Source organism: Bosea vaviloviae (assembly GCF_001741865.1).
GTDB classification, from domain to species: domain Bacteria; phylum Pseudomonadota; class Alphaproteobacteria; order Rhizobiales; family Beijerinckiaceae; genus Allobosea; species Allobosea vaviloviae.
The window spans coordinates 5425809-5442736 of sequence record NZ_CP017147.1 but is presented as its reverse complement, the minus strand read 5'-3'; the positions used below and the strand labels follow the sequence as shown (position 1 = coordinate 5442736).

The following is a 16928-nucleotide window of genomic DNA, read 5'->3' as shown; positions in this document are numbered from 1 at the left end:
GCCCCATGTCATCAGCTCTCGACGACGCCCGCACGGGCTTTTCCGACATCTGGCCGGCCATGCTGGCGGCTGCGCCCTTCGCCTTGCTGTTCGGCGCGCTCGCAGCGGGCAAGGGCCTGTCGCCGCTCGAGGTTTTCCTGATGAGCGCGCTCGTCTTCGCCGGCGGGGCGCAATTCGCCGCCGTCGAGCTCTGGGCGACGCCGGCACCGGTCGCGGCGCTGATCTTCTCGACGCTCCTGATCAATGCCCGCCATGTGCTGATGGGCACCTCGCTGGTGCCGAAGCTCGATGGCTTCGCGCCATGGCAGAAATGGCTCGGCCTGGCCTATATGGCCGATGAGAACTGGGCGCTGGCCGAAAAGCGGGCGCGCACGCAGCCGCTGACGCCGGGATACTGGTTCGGCATGATCGTGCCCTTCGTCGGCTGCTGGCTGATGATGACGACGCTCGGGGCCGTGGTCGGCCCGGCGCTGGGGGATCCACGGCGCTTCGGTGCGGATTTCGCCTTCACCGCCATCTTCATCGCGCTGACCGCCGCCTTCTGGAAGGGGCGCGTCACAGCCTGGACCGTGGCGGCCTCCGGCATCGCCTCGGCCCTGACCTATCGCCTGGCCGGGCCGCCCTGGCATGTGCTGGCCGGCGCGCTTTGCGGGCTTGCGGCTGCGTGGCTCTCGGCCGGCAGCGACGCGGTCGTCGCGACCGAGGAGGCGGCATGATGGCGCTCGACACGCTCAACCTTCTCGCCATCCTCGGAATGGCTGTGGTGACCTATGCGACACGGGTAGCAGGGCTGGCGCTGGCCGGGCGGTTCGACCTGTCGCCGCGCGCACAGGCCGCTTTCGATGCGATTCCGCCGGCCGTCCTGATTGCTGTGATCGCGCCGAGCGCGCTCGCAACCGGCTGGCCCGAGACGGCTGCGGCTGCCGTAACGGCGCTGGCTGCGACCCGGCTGCCCTTCCTGGCCGTGGTGGCGGTCGGAGTGATTGCGGTGGTGGGGCTCAGGGCGGTGGTTTGAATCCTTCTCCCAATCAAAGTCGGCTGTTGCCGACTTTGACACTTGGGTTGCCTATCTCGGGCAAGCCCGAGATAGGTGGGAGAAGGTGTCTGCGTAGCTGACGGATGAGGGAAGGACCGCGCTAGCGGTCCTTTTTCTTGTTTGGGATGAGGTGCTTCCCTCATCCGTCAGCGCTTCGCGCTGCCACCTTCTCCCCCGGAGGGGAGAAGAGAAGGCCGGCCCTCATAGCGGCAAGCACGCCTGCTCCAGCCAGGCCTTCGCCTCACCCTCGACCAGCGGGGCGAGCTTGCTCCAGATTTTTGCGTGATAGGCGTCGATCCAGGCGATCTCGCCGGCGTCGAGCAGCTTCACATCGATCAGTGCGCGCTCATAGGGCGCCCAAGTGATGGTCTCGAAGCCGTAGATCGTGCGGTCGCCGCCAGGAATGACGCGCTCCTCGACCACGATCAGGTTCTCGATGCGGATGCCGTATTCGCCCTGCTTGTAGTAGCCGGGCTCGTTGGAGAGGATCATGCCCGGCTCCAATGGCGTGGTGCCGAGCTTGGAGAGGCGCTGCGGCCCCTCATGCACCGAGAGATAGCTGCCGACGCCATGGCCGGTGCCATGGTCGAAATCGAGCCCGGCCTGCCAGAGCGGCAAGCGGGCCAGCGCATCGAGCTGCGCGCCCGAGGTGCCCTTGACGAAGACGACGCGCGAGATTGCGAGATGGCCCTTGAGCACGCGGGTGTAGCGGTCGCGCATCTCGTCGGTAGGCTCGCCCACGGCCATGGTGCGGGTGATGTCGGTGGTGCCGTCCTCATATTGCCCGCCGGAATCGACCAGCAGGATGCCGGGCTCGATCTTGCGGTTGCTGGCCTCGCTGACGCGGTAATGCGGCAGGGCGGCATTGGGGCCGGCGCCGGCGATCGTGGTGAAGGAGACATCCTTGAGCAGTCCGGTCTTCATGCGCTCGGCTTCGAGCGCGGCGACGGCGTCGATCTCGGTCAAACCGCCCTTGGGCGCCTCGCGCGAAAGCCATGCGAGGTAGCGCACGATCGCCGCGCCGTCGCGCAGATGGGCGTCGCGCGCGCCTTTCAGCTCCGCCTCGTTCTTGCGCGCCTTCATCAGTGCGATCGGGTCCGCGCCGGCATCGGGCGTGCCGCCGGCCTTGGCGATCAGCGTCGCGAGCGCGGAGGCTGCGGTTGCCGAGTCGAGCCGGACCTTGGCCTTGGCTGCTCCCAGGGCTTCGAGTTGCGTCTGCAACTTTGCCGGAGCGGCGATCTCGCCGACGGCGCCGATGGCGTCGCCGGCCTCGTTCGTCACCTTTTCCGGCGCCAGGAAGACGGTCGGCCGGCCCTCGCGCGGCACGATAGCGTAGCCCAGCGGCAGCGGGGTGTGCTCGACATCGCCGCCGCGGATGTTGAAGGTCCAGGCCAGCGCGTGGGGGTCCGAGACCACGAGTGCGTCGACCTTGGCCTTGGTGAGCGCCTCCTGGATGCGGGCGAGCTTGCTTGCCGTGCTCTCCCCGGCGAAATCGGCGCGATGCGCCTTGACCGGAGCAGCGGGTGGGGCAGGGCGGTCGCTCCAGAGCGCGTCGATCGGGTTCGCCTTGAGCGCGACCAGCGTGCCGCCTGCCGCCGCGACCGCCTTCTCCAGCTTGATGACGCCGTCGACGGTGTGGAGCCAGGGATCGTAGCCGAGCTTGCCGCCTGCCGACAGGTTCGCCTCGATCCAGCGCTCCAGCGGCATCTCCTCCAGCTTCGTCGGCGTGATGATGGCGGTGTCGGTCTGCTCGGCCGACTGGATCGTGTAGCGACCATCAACGATCAGCGCCGCCTTGTCGGCCAGCACGATGGCGTTGCCGGCCGAGCCGGTGAAGCCCGTCAGCCAGGCGAGGCGGGCCATATGCGCCGGGACGTACTCGCCCTGATGCTCGTCGGCGCGCGGGATGATGAAGCCGTCCAGCCCTTGTGCCGCGAGCGCGCCGCGTAGAGCGGCGACCCTGGGGGCGACCTGGGAGGGATCGCTCGGTTCCGAGAAGGACTGGAAGCGGCAGGCGGCGGGCGATTCGGTCATGGCGGGTCCGGAAGCGGTGGTTTCGGCCATGGTCGCGACTCGAGCCTGCGAAAGCCAGCGCAAAAGCGGCATTCGGCTGTGCTTTCTCCGCAGGCCGCGGCGGCCTCGCGATTGAGCTTGTTGCCTCTTTGTTATGCGAAAAACGCGATCGTTAACGAAACAAGGCCAAGTGCATGCATTCTGTGCATATCTCGCATCTGCGAAATCCCCTTTTCGCAAGTGCGAAGAAGGCCCATTTTGGTAGCATAAGAGAACGAGGAAGCGACCGGGACTGTCCTTCGTTTGAATGAGGAGATGGACCTGTGACCTATGTGATGAACAACACCGCCGTTCTGCCCGCTTCCGAGGCTGCCGCTCCGAGCAGCCCAAGCTTCTGGCAGCGGCTCTTTGCGGCGCTGATCGAGAGCCGCCGTCGTTCCGCCGCCCGTGAGCTGCGTGCGCGTTCCTACCTGATCAACGAGGCCGAGATCGTTCTGGGCGGTTTCCCGCAGACCGCTCTTAGCAACGACGCCAAGCTGCCATTCAATCGCTGATCCCAGCAATCCCTGATCTCACGCGCCGGCCTCGCGCCGTGCTGCGCAACATTGGACAACGATCATGATCGCCATCGTCAAGCACGTCTATGAGTGGGCCATCGACACGGCCAAGTTCACCGCCGCGGTCTGGCACGATGCCCGCTCGATGCAGGCTGAGGCGGAAGCCAAATACGGCCATATGGGCTTCTGAGCCCGCGCTCCTTCGCGATGCTGGCCGCCTGACGCGGCGTTCTGCGCTTCCGGTGCTCACGGACAAAAGTCCGCTCCGCTCCGGTTCTCGAACGCCACGCCATGCGACTCAGCCTGGCGAAGGATCGCGCCCCGGACGTTCCGGGTCTTTGATAGGGTTTGCCTGATCTATCGAAGGCGGCGTGGCCTGGGTGCTGCGCCGCCTTTTTTCATGACCAGCGTCGCCCAGCCCTCGCGCAGCGACTGTCGGGCGAGATAGAGCCCCTGATGCCGGTAGGTCGAGACGACGCCGGCGACATCCATCGCCAGCAGGCCCGACAGGATCACCGTGCCGTCAGTCGAGAGGGCCCGGGCGATCGAAGGCGCCAGGCGCTTCAGCGGTCCGGCCAGGATATTGGCGAAGACGAGGTCGAAATGGCCCGGCCGGTTCGCCTTGGCATGGCGCAGGCCTGGCGCGACGTAGAGGTCGAGCCCGTGCGGGGCGTGGTTGACGCGGGCATTATGCGCGGCGACCTCGACCGCGACGAGGTCGATATCGCCGGCGACGACCTTGCGCTTGATCTGCTTGGCCAGCGCGAGCGCTAGGATCCCGGTGCCGGTGCCGACATCGATGGCGTTGCGCGGCCGGCGCTGCTTCAGTTCGGCGTCGAGCGCCAAGAGGCAGCCCGCCGTGGTGCCGTGATGGCCGGTGCCGAAGGCGAGAGCGGCTGGAATCTCGATGCCGACATCGTTGATGCGCACCGCGTCGCGATCATGCTCACCATGGACGAGGACGCGGCCCGCGCGCACGGGTTTGAGGCCGTCGAGACTGGCCGCGACCCAATCCTGCTGGTTCACGGTCGTGAAGGGTGTGCTGTCGATGACGTCGCCGACGATCGGCCGCAGCATGTCGCGCACGGCGTCTTCGTCCGGGTGGGTGGCGAAATAGATCTCGACCTTCCAGGGCGCGTTCAGCGAGAGCGTGGTGACGCCGCTTTCGATCTCGAAGGCGGAGATCGCGGTCTCAGTGGGGTCGAAGACCTCGCCCAGGAGTTCCGTCAGCGCGCGCGCCTTCTCGCCGCTGGTGGAGAGTTCGAGGACGGTCGCGACCGTCGATGGCAGGAGACCTTCACGCATGGCAGCGCGATAGCAGCCCGCGCGCCGCTTGTCATGCGGCGCGGCGCGCGGAGCCTCTCGTCTCAATGCAGGCCGTTCAGCATGGCGAAGACACCGGCGAGATTGCCGTTCTCGGCGGCGAAGCGCAGCGGCTTGCAGCGCTCGACGATAACTTCGTGGGCGTCGGCTTGCGTTTCCAGGATCGTCATGACCTCGGCGATGAAATCAGCCAGCGGCATCGCCATCGGATCGACCGCCTGTTCGGGCCCGCGCAGCTCGGTCTGGACGTAAGGCGGGGCAAGCTCGATGACTTGGGTCGAGGTGCCCGCAATCTGCGCCCGCAGCGCCATCGAATAGGAATGTATCGCGGCCTTGGTGGCGCTGTAGGTCGGAGTCACCACCATGGGCACGAATGCCAATCCCGAGCTCACGGTCATCAGGGTCGATTGCGGCTGCCTCAGCAGATGCGGCAGCAGGGCTGCGGTCAGCCGGATCGGCCCGAGCAGGTTGGTGACGATGGTCTCTTCGGCGATGGCGAGGTGGTCTTCCGTCGCGGTGACGTCCTCGTCCTTCATGATGCCGGCATTGTTGATGACGACGTTCAGCGCGGGGAAGCGCGCGACGGCGTCACGTGCGAAGGCCGCTATGTCCGCCTTGTCCTGGATGTCGAGCACGATCGACTCCATGCCCGGATTGGCCGCGGTGACCTCGTCGAGCAATCGCTCGCGGCGGCCGGAGATGATGACCTGATTACCCTTGGCGTGGAGAGCCTCGGCGAGTGCGCGGCCGATGCCCGAGCCGCCGCCGGTGATGAGGATGGTGTTGCCTGTGATGTTCATCGCCAAGTCCTTTCGCGATTGCGCCTTTCGTGGTTGCGCGGACAAGAGCTAGGCGCGATGCTCTCCAAACGAAAGAAGGCACCCAGAAGTTCTATAGGCACCAAAAGGAGAGTGTCGGATGCGGACGATACGCGACGCGGTCGCGGCCATGCAGGAGCAGGGCGGCTTCTTCCATCCCGAGGTCAGCCCGGGGGTCGAGGCGCTGGTGCGCGACGTGATCGCCCAGGTCGCGGACAAATGGACGATGCTGATCCTGGAGGCGCTGGAGGAGCACGGCACACTGCGCTTCACCCAGATCGGCCGGATCGTCGGCGGCATCAGCCAGAAGATGCTGACCAAGACGGTGCGCCAGATGGAATGCGACGGGCTGATCACGCGCAAGGTCCATCCGGTGATCCCGCCGCATGTCGACTACACGCAGACCGAACTCGGCCGCGAGCTGACGGCGGCGTTCTGCGGGGTCTGGGTCTGGGCCGAGACCTATTACGCGCAGGTGGAGGCGGCGCGGGCGGCGTTCAAGGCGCGGGAGGGGCGGTGAGGCGATGTGTGACCGGGTGGTTCCGAGGCTAGGTGGCCTGCGCTAGGCTGACGTTCGGAGCCGGGTGCAGGAGCGAGGTGGGCCGTGCTGTCGCATATCGTCTTGAGCACAAATGATTTCGAGCGGGGCTTTCGCTTCCATGCGGCGCTGTTCGAGGCGCTCGGCCACAAGCTCTGGTTCTGCGATCGCGCCAAGCCCCTGGCGGCCTGGCAGCCGCGCGATGCGCCGCGCCCGTATGTCTTCCTCGCAACGCCCTTCAATGGCGCGGCGGCCGATCCGGGCAACGGCCAGATGATCGCCCTGCTGGCGCAAAGCCGCGCGATCGTCGATCGCTGCCATGCCGCAGCCCTGGCGCATGGCGGGACCTGCGAGGGGCAGCCGGGCCTGAGGCCGCATTATCACGCCAATTATTACGGGGCGTATTTTCGCGATCCCGGCGGCAACAAGCTTTGCGTCTGCTGCCATGAGGCGCAGGCGTAGCCGCCGCTGCCCTGCTGCCTATTCTGCTGCTGGTTGAAGCGCGCGGCCGGGGGCAGGAATCAACGCGATCACATGGTTCGCCATGTCGGTTGAGACCTCGGGATCGGCTTTCAATTCGCTCGGGGTGCGGGCGCGAGGAATGGCGCGGCCTTCCCCCTCTAGGTCTTCGAACCAGAGCGCGACAGCCTCGGGCGCGTTCGTCAAGGCTTCATCAAGCGTGTCGCCGGCCGAGAAGCAGCCGGGCAGGTCGGGGAACCAGACGCCGACGGCCTGGTCGGGGCCCGCATCCTCGATGATGGCGACGTAGTGGGTCATGTCAGTCGCGCGGCCAGCCTGCCTGCTTGTAGATCTTCAACACGAGGCCGGGTCCGAAACTCTTCTTCGGATGCGGCACGACGATAGTGTCACGGATGCCGGGCTTTTTGAAGACATGATGCGAGCCGGCGACACGGACGCATTCCCAACCCTCGCGTTCGAGGCGGCAAATGATGTCGCTGCTGTTGTTGAGCATTGAGCTTGAAACCTGCTGAATCGCATCTAGCCTCAATCCTTATGGAGCGAAACAGTTGGTATTTTTTGATCCCTATTTGTTCCTGCGATGAGAGGCCGCCGTCCCCTCACAACGGATCAAAGAATTAGCCCGCCTTCTACACAAAGCTATCCAGCCCCATTTTCCGCCCGGCCTTGTCGAAATCCACCGTCAGCTTGCTGCTGTCGACGCTGGCGGCGGAGCCGGGCCGAATTTGACGTGGAAGACGCGGGCGCTGGCGTCATGGGCCGATGAGGCGGTTGATTTGGCGGTGAGTCCGCCTTTGATCGGCCTCGGGCCGCGCTGCTGCCGGCGCCGAAATCGCCTGAGCCGAAGCAGCGTCAGCCACTGTCGGGCGCTGCCCGATCATGCGGAGCTCAGACGGCGGCCTTGCCGGTTTTGCGAAGATAGATGATCTGCGCGGTCAATCCGATGACGAGTGCAGCAAGAATGCTCGCCTGGACTCCGAGAAGCAGCGGCGAATGCAGGTCAGTGACGAGAGGGTGCCCATCGGGGACGCGGCGCAGGATTTCGGTTGCAGTGGGCACCATGAGCAGGAATGCGGTGAGGCTCAGTGCAATGGTCTCGACATAGATCGCGGCGCGCCCCGGAGCCGGCAATCGGCCGATAGCGTAGCCCGTGACGAGCAGTAGCAGCGTCGCTGCCCCGATGCCGTAGCTGACCGGCGCATGTGCGACGAGGACGGTCGTCGCGCCACCGATCAGCATCGAGACGAAATAGACGGCGCCCGCCTTCGAGCGAGGTATGATCCGGCCATGAATCGCGAACATGTATGCCGCTGCCGGAATGGCTGGCAGACTGCCCAGCGTGTGCACCCAGCCGAGCGCAGAAATGCCAAACATGAGAAGTGCCCTTTCATCGGGGGGAGCTTGCCCGCGCGCTGCAACGAGACAGCGCCGGATCGTCGGGGATTGGCTATCTACCAGTTGGTAGGTATTGCGGCCTGGCTCGCCCCCTTCCGGGGAGACCGCTTCAGTGTTGGGTGGCGAGGCGCTCCAGGAGCGGGTGGGTGATGACCCCGAAGATCTTGGGATCGCCATAGGCGCGAGCCGAGAGCATCGCGCCGTGGACGCTGGCCATGAAAGCTTCCGCTTCGGCCTTGGCCGTACCGGTCAAACGCAAGTCGCCTTGCCGCGCGCCGCGTTCGAGAACCGAGGTCAGCCAGGCGGAGAGCCTCCTGAAATGGGTGCGCACCTCCAGGATGACATCCTCCGGAAGGACCGGGATCTGGCTTGCCAGCAGAGCGCAGACGCAGAACGGGGCGCTGGCGTCGGCGATGCAGGCTTGCCAATAGCTCACATAGGCGCGCAGCTGATCGGCAGAATTGGGGAACTGGCGTTCCAGATGGGCAATTCCAGCCTCGGCCTCTTCCCGATATCGCGCAATGAGCGTGCGCACGAGGTCGGATTTGCTGGGAAAATGGTGGTGAATGCTCGCGTTTCTAATGCCGACGACCTTTGCGATGTCGGCGTAGCTGAAGCCGTTATAGCCGCCCTCGATCAAGAGCGAGCGAGCGCAGCGCAGGATTTCATCAGAGGTTGTCGAGGGGCCGGCCATACCCGCTCATATACCTACTGGTAGGTAGGCCGTCAAGGTAGCGATGCCCGTCGCACAGGGCTTCACCCCGCCTTCTGCACAAAACTATCCAGCACCATCTTTCGCCCAGCCTTGTCGAAATCGACGGTCAGCTTGTTGCCGTCGACGCTGGCAACGGAGCCGGGGCCGAATTTGACGTGGAAGACGCGGGCACCAGGGTCGTAGGCCGATGAGCCGGTCGATTTGGCGGTGAGCTCGCCTTCGATCAGCATCGGGCCGCGCTGCCGGCCGGCGCCGAAGCTGCTTTGGCCGAAGCCGCGTCCGCCACTGTCGGAGAAGCCCGAGCCGCCGCCCGAGCCGGCCTTGGCCTTGTTCTCCTGGGCGCGCTGCCAGCCCGGCGTGTTGTAGCTCGAGCCGAAGCTCTCCATGCGGTCGAAGCGCGAGGCGCCGTAGCCGCCCTGGCTGTAATTGGAGGCGGCCTGGACGACCTCGACATGCTCTTCCGGCAATTCGTCGATGAAGCGGCTGGGTAGGCTGGATTGCCAGAGGCCGTGGATGCGGCGGTTCGAGGCGAAATAGAGTTTGAGCCGCTTGCGGGCCCGGGTCAGGCCGACATGGGCGAGGCGGCGTTCTTCTTCCAGCCCGGCGCGGCCGCTCTCGTCGAGCGCGCGCTGGTTGGGGAAGAGGCCTTCCTCCCAACCGGGCAAGAAGACGGTGTCGAACTCGAGCCCCTTGGCGCCGTGCAGCGTCATGATCGAGACGCGCTCGGCGGTCTCGCCGGAATCGGCGTCCATCACCAGCGAGACGTGTTCGAGGAAGGCCGGCAGATCGGGGAATTCGTCGAGCGAACGGACGAGTTCCTTGAGGTTTTCGAGCCGGCCGGCGGCATCGGCCGAGCGGTCCTTCTGCCACATCTCGGTATAGCCCGCTTCCTCCAGCACGAGCTCGGCGAGCTCGCCCTGGGGCATGTGCTCGGCCCTGGCCGACCAGCGGCCGAAGGCCTCGACCAGTTCGCGCAAGGCGGTTCTGGCCTTGGGCTTCAATTCGTCGCTCTCGACCACCATGCGGGCCGATTGCAGCAGCGAGACCTGGGATGCGCGGGCGTGGTTGTGCAGGATCTGGATGGTGGCGTCGCCGAGCCCTCGCTTGGGCACATTGACGATGCGCTCGAAGGCGAGGTCGTCGGTCGGCGAGACGACGCAGCGCAGATAGGCCATGGCGTCGCGGATTTCGGCGCGCTCATAGAAGCGCGGGCCGCCGATGACGCGATAAGGCAGGCCGAGATGGACGAAACGGTCCTCGATCTCGCGCATCTGCGCCGAGATGCGCACCAGGATCGCGATCTCGGAGAGGTTATGGCCGTTGCGCTGCAGGCTCTCGATCTCGTCGCCGATCAGCCTGGCTTCTTCCTGGCTGTCCCAGGCGCCGGTGATGGTGACCTTCTCGCCCTCGACATCCTCGGTCCGCAGCGTCTTGCCGAGCCGGCCCTCATTGCGGGCGATCAGCTTGGAGGCGGTGGCGAGGATATGCCCGGTCGAGCGGTAATTGCGCTCCAGCCGGACGACCGTGGCGCCGGGAAAGTCGTGCTCGAAGCGCAGGATGTTGTCGACCTCGGCGCCGCGCCAGCCATAGATCGACTGGTCGTCGTCGCCGACGCAGGCGATGTTGCGCCGGCCCTGGGCAAGCAGCCGCAGCCAGAGGTATTGGGCCGTGTTGGTGTCCTGATACTCGTCGACCAGGATGTAGCGGAAGCGCTCGTGATAGGTTGCGAGCACGTCGGGATTGTCGCGAAACAGCGTCAGGCAGTGCAGCAAGAGGTCGCCGAAATCGACGGCGTTCAGCGTCTTCAAGCGCTCCTGATAGGCGTGGTAGAGCGCGCCGCCCTTGCCATTGGCGAAGACCGCGGCCTCGCCGGGCGGGACATCCTTGGGCGCGAGGCCGCGATTCTTCCAGCTATCGATGAAGCCCGCCAGCATGCGGCCTGGCCAGCGCTTCTCGTCGATATCGGCGGCCGCGATCACCTGCTTCATCAGGCGGATCTGGTCGTCGGTGTCGAGGATGGTGAAGTCCGAGCGCAGCCCGAGCAGTTCGGCATGGCGGCGCAGCAGCTTGGCCGAGATCGAGTGGAAGGTGCCGAGCCACGGCATGCCTTCGGCGACCGAGCCGACGAGATGGGCGATACGCTCCTTCATCTCGCGCGCCGCCTTGTTGGTGAAGGTCACCGACAGGATCTGCGAGGGGTAGGCGCGATTGGTCGCGATGAGATGGGCGATGCGCGTGGTCAGCACGCGCGTCTTGCCGGTGCCGGCGCCGGCCAGCACGAGAACAGGGCCGTCCGTCGCCTCGACGGCGAGGCGCTGCTCCGGATTCAGGCCAGCGAGATAGCCGGCCGCAGGTGCAGCTGCGGCCCGCGCGGCGAGGCCGCCGGGGCGAGGCAAGGGGGCGGAGGTGGCGTTGTGGTCGGACAAGGTGCGCAGCGCTCGATCGTGATTCGTTCTGGCGTCAATATAGGGTGTTGTGCGGCGGATTGCTGGACAAGACGGATGGGCGTTGAATGCACCGTCGAATCCGTTGTCAGGATGCGTGCCGATGACCATGGACACTGCGCCCCGCTATTCCACCTATGAGGTCACGAACCAGGCCCCGCCCTTGGCCGACTACGACGCCTTCGCGGCCGATCCGGTGTTGCAGGTGGCGATATCGGCTTTTGCCGCGGATTGGGCCAGGGACCGCCTGCATGAGAGCGGGCGCTGCGTCGGCTCCGCCCGGGTGCAGGAACTGGCGCGGCTCGCCAACCGTTTCACGCCGGAGGCGCACACGCATGACCGCTTCGGCAATCGCATCGACCAGATCGCCTTCCATCCGGCCTGGCACGAGTTGATGGGCTTGACCATCGGCCAGGAGACGCATGCCTTGTGCTGGAACCGGCCGGGGCCGGGCGCGCAAGTCGCGCGCGCGGCGCTGCAATATCTCTGGTACGGCGCGGAAAGCGGGGTCTGCTGCCCGATCAGCATGACCTATTCGGCGATCCCGATCCTGAAGCAGGATGCGGCGCGCTGGGCGGAATGGGGCGCGCTCATCACCTCCAACGCCTATGACAGCCGGCAGGGGCCGGCCGCGACCAAGACTGGCCCGACCAAGACCGGCGCGACCGTCGGCATGGCGATGACGGAGACGCAAGGCGGCTCGGATCTGCGGCAGACGCAGACGGTCGCCAGGGACAATGGCGACGGCACGCATTCGCTGTTCGGACAGAAATGGTTCTTTTCCGTCCCCCATTCCGACGTCTTCCTGACGCTGGCGCGCACCGCTGAGGGCGTCTCCTGCTTTGTCGTGGCGGGTTGGCTGCCATCGGGCGAGCGCAACGGCATCGCGATCCTGCGGCTCAAGGAGAAATGCGGCAACCGCTCCAACGCTTCCTCGGAAATCGAATTTCGCGGCGCGATCGGGCATATGCTCGGCGAGCCGGGGCGGGGTCTGCGGACCGGGCTTGCGATGAACCACAACACGCGGCTCGACATTGCCGCCGCCTCCGCCGGGCTGATGCGGCAGGCGGTGGCGCAGGCCGCGCATCACTGCGCGCACCGGCACGCTTTCCAGCGGGCGCTGATCGACCAGCCGATCATGCAGAACGTCCTCGGCGATCTCGCCATCGAGGCCGAGGCTGCGGCCTGGCTCGCCTTTCGGCTGTTTGCAGCGGTGGACCGGCAGGAGACTTCGGAGAGCGAGCGGTTGCTCGCGCGGATCGGCGCGCCAATCGCGAAATACTGGGTTGCGAAGCGCACGCCGGCCGTTCTCGTCGAGGCGCTGGAATGCCATGGCGGCAACGGCTTCATCGAGGAGCATGCGATGGCGCGGCATTATCGCGAGGCGCCGCTGAACTCGATCTGGGAGGGTTCGGGCAACGTCATCTGTCTCGATGTGCTGCGCTCACTGGAACGGGAGCCAGGTGCGCTGCCGGCACTGCAGGACGAATTGCGCGCCGCCAAGGGCGCCGACCGCCGTTATGACGCGTCGCTCGCCGCGCTGGACAGCGCGCTGCCCGAACTCGTCCGGCAGGAAGGCCAGGCGCGGCGGCTGGTCGAGCGATTGGCGCTGTTGCTGCAAGCCTCGCTGCTGCTGCGCCATGCGTCGCATGAAGTTGCCGACGCCTTCGTCGCCAGCCGGCTGGATGGCGGCTGGTCCGGGCATTTCGGCGATCTGCCGACCGGTGTGGATGCAGCGGCGCTGGCGCGGCGGGCGGTGCCGGCGCTGGGGTGACATTGTCCCGTCATGCTCGCCCTTGTGGCGAGCATCCACGTCTTGAACACGCGCCTCGATCAGCGAAGACGTGGATGGTCGGGACAAGCCCGACCATGACGGCTGAGCGCGCTAAGCCTCAGCCGGCACGAAATCCATCGCCACGCCGTTCATGCAGTAGCGCAGGCCCGTCGGCGGCGGGCCGTCGGGGAAGACATGGCCGAGATGGCCGCCGCAGCGGGCGCAATGCACCTCGGTGCGCGTCATCATGAAGCTGCCATCCTCGGTCGTGCCGACCGCGCCTTCGAGCGGCTGGTCGAAGCTCGGCCAGCCGGTGCCGCTCTCGAATTTGGTGCCGGCCTTGAACAGCGGGTTGCCGCAACCGGCGCAGATGAAGGTTCCGGCGCGCTTCTCGTAGTTCAGGGCGCAGGAGCCGGCGCGCTCGGTGCCATGGCCGCGCAGCACGCGGTACTGTTCGGGGCTGAGCTTCGCCCGCCATTCGGCGTCGGTCAGCGTGACCTCGAAGGTCTCGGTCTGCGTCGTCTCGCTGCCGAACATGCTCATCAGACCCATATCCGTCTTCCTTTCGTCGCGAGGGTCGATCCATCGCCCCATACTCGTTCGACGACCAATATGGCGATTGTGGCGCGGAATTCAGCCGGGCGCGACCTCAAACATGGTCACGATGTCGTCGTTCCCGGCCGCCGTTCCTGGCCGGCCGCCCCGGGACCTCAGGCGTTGTCGCCGGCGATCGCGGCGATGACCGCGTCGGTGACCTGCCGCGTCGTCGCCTTGCCGCCGAGATCTGGCGTGTGGAAGCTCGCATCGGCCGTGACGCGCTCGATCGCGCGCATCAGCCTCGCCGAGGCGGCCGGCTCGCCGAGATGGTCGAGCATCATCGTTGCGGTCCAGAAGGTGCCGATCGGGTTTGCGATACCTTTGCCTGCGATGTCGAAGGCCGAACCATGGATCGGCTCGAACATCGAGGGGAAGGCCCGCTCGGGGTTGAGGTTGGCGGTCGGCGCGATGCCGAGCGAGCCGGCGAGCGCGGCGGCCAAATCCGACAGAATGTCGGCGTGCAGGTTGGTCGCGACAATGGTGTCGATGCTCTGCGGCTTGATCACCATGCGCATGGTCATGGCGTCGACCAGCATCTTGTCCCAGGTTACATCGGGAAACTCGGCCGCGACCTCGGCGGCGATCTCATCCCACATCACCATGGCGTGGCGCTGGGCGTTCGATTTGGTGACGACGGTGAGCAGCTTGCGCGGCCGGGACCGGGCGAGGCGAAAGGCATAGCGGATGATGCGGGCGACGCCCGAGCGCGTCATCATCGAGACATCGGTTGCGACCTCCTCCGGGAAACCCTTGTGCACGCGCCCGCCGACGCCGGCATATTCGCCCTCCGAATTTTCGCGCACGATCACCCAGTCGAGTTCCGGGCCGGATACCGAGCGCAACGGCGAAGTGATGCCGGGCAGCACGCGGGTCGGCCGGACATTGGCGTATTGGTCGAAGGGTTGGCAGATCGCGAGCCTCAGCCCCCAGAGCGTGACATGGTCGGGCACATCGGGCGCGCCGACCGCGCCGAAGAAGATCGCGTCATGGCCCTTGATCTGCTCGCGGCCATCGTCCGGCATCATCAGCCCGGTGCGCTTGTAGTAATCCGAGCCCCAGTCGAAATGGTCGAATGCGAAGTCGAAGGAGCCGTCGCGCCCGGCCAGGGCCTGCAGCACCTCGACGCCGGCCGCGATGACCTCGACGCCAATACCGTCTCCGGGGATCGCCGCGATCCTGTAGGTCTTCATGAGGCTGCCTCCGGTCCGATGTGAGCTGCATGTCTTTGCAGCTCAAGCAGCCTGCGAGTCAATATTACATTGCAGATTCCATGGAAGATGTTACGCTACCAGGATCGGAGGGCGGAATGCAGGCTGGCTTGAAGGCGATCGATCAGGCGAATGACCGGGCGCCGAGCCTCGTCGACAGCGCTTATGCCGCGCTGAAACAGGCCATTCGCGAGAGTGTTTTCGCGCCGGGCTACCAGGCTTCGGCCGGCGAACTGGCCTTGCGCCTCGGCGTCAGCCGCACGCCGGTGCATGAGGCGGCGCTCAGGCTCCAGGAGGAGGGGCTTGTCCGCATCGTCCCGAAGCGCGGCATCCTGATCTGCGCGCTGGCGCCCGACGATCTCCGCGAGATCTACGAGGTGTTGATCGCGATCGAGGCGAGCGCGGCTGAGCTCGCGGCCAGGCTTCCGGAGGCCGAGCGGCTGCTGATGGCGCAGGATCTGGCGCGCGAGACCGACGCCATGGCGCGAGCGCTGGACGCAGGCGACCTCGCCGATTGGGGGCGAGCCGATGAGGCCTTCCACCGCATCCTGGTCGAACGCTGCGGCAACAGCCGGTTCATCCGCATCATCCAGACGGTGAACGACCAGTCGCATCGCGCCCGCATGCTGACTTTGCGTTTGCGTCCGCGCCTGCCGATTTCGACTGAGGAGCACCGCGCCACCATCGACGCCATTCGCGACGGCGCATCTGAGGCCGCCCGCGAGGCGGCCCGCCAGCACCGCGTCAGGGCGCGCGACGAATTGCTGCCGCTGATCGAGAGCATCGGCCTGCGCCATCTCTAGAGCTGGATGCGAAAAAGTGGGAACCGGTTTTTCGCATCGATCCTGCTCTCGACGCTAGCTCTTTGTTTCAACGCGTTTTCTTGACGCGACCCGGAGGCCGCTTCGCTCGAAAAAGCTCTGGACCACCGCATCAGACCTGAAGACCGCGACGAACGCGGCAAAAAAACCAACCTGGGAGGACATCCATGCGACGCCTGCTCCTGGCCGCCTTGGCCGCATTCTCGCTTGCCGCTGCGCCTGCGCTCGGCCAAGCCTATCCCTCGCGTTCGATCACGATGATCGTGCCCTTCGCGGCAGGTGGCCCGACCGACATCATCGCCCGTATCGTCGGCGATCATATGGGCCGCACGCTGGGGCAATCGGTCATCATCGAGAATGTCGCGGGTGCCGGTGGCACGACGGGCTCGCTGCGCGTCGCGCGCGCCACGCCCGATGGCTACACCATCATGATGGGCAATCTCGGCACGCATTCGGCCTCGGTCGGGCTCTATCCCAATCTTGCTTATGATCCGCGCACCGATTTCGCTCCGGTGATCAACACGGCCGGCACGCCGATGCTGATCGCGGCGCATAAGGACTTTCCGGCCAATACGCTGCAGGAGTTCGTCGCGCTGCTGAAGGCCAATCCGGACAAATACAATTACGGGCATGGCGGTATCGGCTCGACCTCGCATCTGACCTGCGTCTATTTCCATCATCTGATCAAGGCGCCTGTGCAGCAGGTGCCGTTCCGCGGCTCCGGCCCGGCGATGAATGCATTGCTCGCCAAGCAACTCGATTACGTCTGCGACCAGACAGTCGGGATCGTGCCGCAGCTCACCAATCTCAAGGCCTATGTGGTGGCGACGCCGAAGCGGCTGGAAGTCGCCAAGGACGTACCGACGAGTGCGGAGGGCGGCCTGCCCGAATTCCAGGCCGTCGGCTGGAATGCGATCTTCGCACCGAAGGAAACGCCGCGCGAGATCGTCGACAAGCTGAACGCTGCCGGCCGCGCGGCGCTGGCGGATGCAGGCGTGCGCGCCCGGCTGCTTGAGCTTGGCTGCGAGATTCCAGACGAGGCCGGGCGGAGCTCGGCTGCGCTCGGTGCCCATGTCCGCGCCGAGGTCGACAAATGGACGCCGGTGATCAAGGCGGCCGGCGTCACCGCGCAGTAGAGGCTCGTCACCCAACCGTCACGCGACTCCTCTAGTCGGCTCGCCATCACCATGGGCCGACCAAGGGGCTTCA

The 16928-nt window shown here is 66.1% G+C and carries 19 protein-coding genes and 1 pseudogene; 9 read left to right on the top strand and 11 right to left on the bottom strand.

The window, feature by feature from the left end:
• The first annotated feature begins 5 nt into the window (after positions 1 to 5).
• Positions 6 to 716 carry an AzlC family ABC transporter permease gene (locus tag BHK69_RS25100; RefSeq protein WP_069692487.1) on the top strand — a complete coding sequence of 237 codons (711 nt, stop codon included), beginning with the start codon at positions 6 to 8 and terminating at the stop codon, positions 714 to 716.
• Complete coding sequence (locus BHK69_RS25095; RefSeq protein WP_069692486.1) at positions 716 to 1015, top strand: AzlD family protein; 300 nt, start codon at positions 716 to 718, stop codon at positions 1013 to 1015. The genes BHK69_RS25100 and BHK69_RS25095 overlap by 1 nt, the downstream gene beginning before the upstream one ends.
• Before the next feature lie 222 nt (positions 1016 to 1237).
• Here BHK69_RS25095 and BHK69_RS25090 read toward each other — a convergent pair whose 3' ends face one another.
• Positions 1238 to 3070: an aminopeptidase P family protein gene (locus BHK69_RS25090; protein ID WP_069693944.1), complete on the bottom strand. Its 1833-nt coding sequence runs from the start codon at positions 3068 to 3070 to the stop codon at positions 1238 to 1240.
• Positions 3071 to 3372: 302 nt separating this feature from the next.
• Between BHK69_RS25090 and BHK69_RS25085 the strand changes: the two genes are divergently transcribed.
• Both BHK69_RS25085 and BHK69_RS33460 read left to right on the top strand, forming a co-directional pair.
• A complete protein-coding gene (locus BHK69_RS25085; RefSeq protein ID WP_069692485.1) occupies positions 3373 to 3603 on the top strand; it encodes a hypothetical protein in 231 nt (76 codons plus the stop codon).
• A gap of 64 nt (positions 3604 to 3667) precedes the next feature.
• The gene (locus BHK69_RS33460; protein WP_280141727.1) at positions 3668 to 3796 is read left to right on the top strand and encodes a hypothetical protein; all 129 of its coding nucleotides are present in this window, start codon (positions 3668 to 3670) and stop codon (positions 3794 to 3796) included.
• Positions 3797 to 3963: 167 nt separating this feature from the next.
• Here BHK69_RS33460 and BHK69_RS25080 read toward each other — a convergent pair whose 3' ends face one another.
• Positions 3964 to 4911, bottom strand: coding sequence for a 50S ribosomal protein L11 methyltransferase (locus tag BHK69_RS25080; protein WP_069692484.1), 948 nt, complete (start codon positions 4909 to 4911; stop codon positions 3964 to 3966).
• A gap of 62 nt (positions 4912 to 4973) precedes the next feature.
• Positions 4974 to 5729: an SDR family oxidoreductase gene (locus tag BHK69_RS25075; RefSeq protein WP_069692483.1), complete on the bottom strand. Its 756-nt coding sequence runs from the start codon at positions 5727 to 5729 to the stop codon at positions 4974 to 4976.
• Positions 5730 to 5877: 148 nt separating this feature from the next.
• Here BHK69_RS25075 and BHK69_RS25070 point away from each other — a divergent pair, with 148 nt between their 5' ends.
• Both BHK69_RS25070 and BHK69_RS25065 read left to right on the top strand, forming a co-directional pair.
• Positions 5878 to 6267 (top strand): winged helix-turn-helix transcriptional regulator, encoded by a 390-nt coding sequence (locus BHK69_RS25070; RefSeq protein ID WP_069693943.1) that lies wholly within the window; start codon positions 5878 to 5880, stop codon positions 6265 to 6267.
• Positions 6268 to 6351: 84 nt separating this feature from the next.
• Positions 6352 to 6747, top strand: a complete 396-nt coding sequence (locus BHK69_RS25065; protein WP_069692482.1) for a VOC family protein — start codon at positions 6352 to 6354, stop codon at positions 6745 to 6747.
• An 18-nt stretch (positions 6748 to 6765) separates the two neighbouring features.
• On the opposite strand, the gene BHK69_RS25060 is transcribed toward BHK69_RS25065, so the two are convergent.
• The 6 genes and pseudogenes from BHK69_RS25060 to BHK69_RS25040 all read right to left on the bottom strand — a co-directional run bounded on the left by BHK69_RS25060 (position 6766) and on the right by BHK69_RS25040 (position 11301).
• The gene (locus BHK69_RS25060) at positions 6766 to 7062 is read right to left on the bottom strand and encodes a type II toxin-antitoxin system HicB family antitoxin (protein ID WP_069692481.1); all 297 of its coding nucleotides are present in this window, start codon (positions 7060 to 7062) and stop codon (positions 6766 to 6768) included.
• A gap of 1 nt (position 7063) precedes the next feature.
• Positions 7064 to 7258 carry a type II toxin-antitoxin system HicA family toxin gene (locus BHK69_RS25055; RefSeq protein ID WP_069692480.1) on the bottom strand — a complete coding sequence of 65 codons (195 nt, stop codon included), beginning with the start codon at positions 7256 to 7258 and terminating at the stop codon, positions 7064 to 7066.
• Positions 7259 to 7394: 136 nt separating this feature from the next.
• A pseudogene (locus BHK69_RS33655) lies at positions 7395 to 7576 on the bottom strand (hypothetical protein); the annotation flags it as partial.
• Between the two features lie 77 nt (positions 7577 to 7653).
• Positions 7654 to 8139, bottom strand: coding sequence for a hypothetical protein (locus BHK69_RS25050; protein WP_069692479.1), 486 nt, complete (start codon positions 8137 to 8139; stop codon positions 7654 to 7656).
• A 130-nt stretch (positions 8140 to 8269) separates the two neighbouring features.
• The gene (locus BHK69_RS25045; protein WP_069692478.1) at positions 8270 to 8854 is read right to left on the bottom strand and encodes a TetR/AcrR family transcriptional regulator; all 585 of its coding nucleotides are present in this window, start codon (positions 8852 to 8854) and stop codon (positions 8270 to 8272) included.
• 62 nt (positions 8855 to 8916) lie between these two features.
• Entirely contained in the window at positions 8917 to 11301 is a 2385-nt protein-coding gene (locus BHK69_RS25040) for a UvrD-helicase domain-containing protein (protein ID WP_244548316.1), read from the bottom strand.
• Between the two features lie 121 nt (positions 11302 to 11422).
• Here BHK69_RS25040 and BHK69_RS25035 point away from each other — a divergent pair, with 121 nt between their 5' ends.
• A complete protein-coding gene (locus BHK69_RS25035; protein ID WP_244548315.1) occupies positions 11423 to 13093 on the top strand; it encodes an acyl-CoA dehydrogenase family protein in 1671 nt (556 codons plus the stop codon).
• A gap of 111 nt (positions 13094 to 13204) precedes the next feature.
• On the opposite strand, the gene msrB is transcribed toward BHK69_RS25035, so the two are convergent.
• Both msrB and BHK69_RS25025 read right to left on the bottom strand, forming a co-directional pair.
• Positions 13205 to 13636, bottom strand: coding sequence for a peptide-methionine (R)-S-oxide reductase MsrB (gene msrB, locus BHK69_RS25030; RefSeq protein ID WP_425285529.1), 432 nt, complete (start codon positions 13634 to 13636; stop codon positions 13205 to 13207).
• Positions 13637 to 13803: 167 nt separating this feature from the next.
• Positions 13804 to 14880, bottom strand: coding sequence for a tartrate dehydrogenase (locus tag BHK69_RS25025; protein ID WP_069692476.1), 1077 nt, complete (start codon positions 14878 to 14880; stop codon positions 13804 to 13806).
• 116 nt (positions 14881 to 14996) lie between these two features.
• Here BHK69_RS25025 and BHK69_RS25020 point away from each other — a divergent pair, with 116 nt between their 5' ends.
• Positions 14997 to 15701: a GntR family transcriptional regulator gene (locus BHK69_RS25020; protein ID WP_069692475.1), complete on the top strand. Its 705-nt coding sequence runs from the start codon at positions 14997 to 14999 to the stop codon at positions 15699 to 15701.
• Positions 15702 to 15886: 185 nt separating this feature from the next.
• The gene (locus tag BHK69_RS25015; protein WP_069692474.1) at positions 15887 to 16855 is read left to right on the top strand and encodes a tripartite tricarboxylate transporter substrate-binding protein; all 969 of its coding nucleotides are present in this window, start codon (positions 15887 to 15889) and stop codon (positions 16853 to 16855) included.
• Positions 16856 to 16928 lie beyond the last annotated feature (73 nt).

Coding starts and splice junctions, on each gene's coding strand:
- BHK69_RS25035 (WP_244548315.1), top strand. CDS start 11,423: ATGACCATGGACACTGCGCCCCGCTATTCCACCTATGAGGTCACGAAC.
- BHK69_RS25100 (WP_069692487.1), top strand. CDS start 6: ATGTCATCAGCTCTCGACGACGCCCGCACGGGCTTTTCCGACATCTGG.
- BHK69_RS25045 (WP_069692478.1), bottom strand. CDS start 8,854: ATGGCCGGCCCCTCGACAACCTCTGATGAAATCCTGCGCTGCGCTCGC.
- BHK69_RS33460 (WP_280141727.1), top strand. CDS start 3,668: ATGATCGCCATCGTCAAGCACGTCTATGAGTGGGCCATCGACACGGCC.
- BHK69_RS25025 (WP_069692476.1), bottom strand. CDS start 14,880: ATGAAGACCTACAGGATCGCGGCGATCCCCGGAGACGGTATTGGCGTC.
- msrB (WP_425285529.1), bottom strand. CDS start 13,636: ATGAGCATGTTCGGCAGCGAGACGACGCAGACCGAGACCTTCGAGGTC.
- BHK69_RS25075 (WP_069692483.1), bottom strand. CDS start 5,729: ATGAACATCACAGGCAACACCATCCTCATCACCGGCGGCGGCTCGGGC.
- BHK69_RS25070 (WP_069693943.1), top strand. CDS start 5,878: ATGCAGGAGCAGGGCGGCTTCTTCCATCCCGAGGTCAGCCCGGGGGTC.
- BHK69_RS25050 (WP_069692479.1), bottom strand. CDS start 8,139: ATGTTTGGCATTTCTGCGCTCGGCTGGGTGCACACGCTGGGCAGTCTG.
- BHK69_RS25060 (WP_069692481.1), bottom strand. CDS start 7,062: ATGACCCACTACGTCGCCATCATCGAGGATGCGGGCCCCGACCAGGCC.
- BHK69_RS25020 (WP_069692475.1), top strand. CDS start 14,997: ATGCAGGCTGGCTTGAAGGCGATCGATCAGGCGAATGACCGGGCGCCG.
- BHK69_RS25080 (WP_069692484.1), bottom strand. CDS start 4,911: ATGCGTGAAGGTCTCCTGCCATCGACGGTCGCGACCGTCCTCGAACTC.
- BHK69_RS25095 (WP_069692486.1), top strand. CDS start 716: ATGGCGCTCGACACGCTCAACCTTCTCGCCATCCTCGGAATGGCTGTG.
- BHK69_RS25090 (WP_069693944.1), bottom strand. CDS start 3,070: ATGACCGAATCGCCCGCCGCCTGCCGCTTCCAGTCCTTCTCGGAACCG.
- BHK69_RS25015 (WP_069692474.1), top strand. CDS start 15,887: ATGCGACGCCTGCTCCTGGCCGCCTTGGCCGCATTCTCGCTTGCCGCT.
- BHK69_RS25055 (WP_069692480.1), bottom strand. CDS start 7,258: ATGCTCAACAACAGCAGCGACATCATTTGCCGCCTCGAACGCGAGGGT.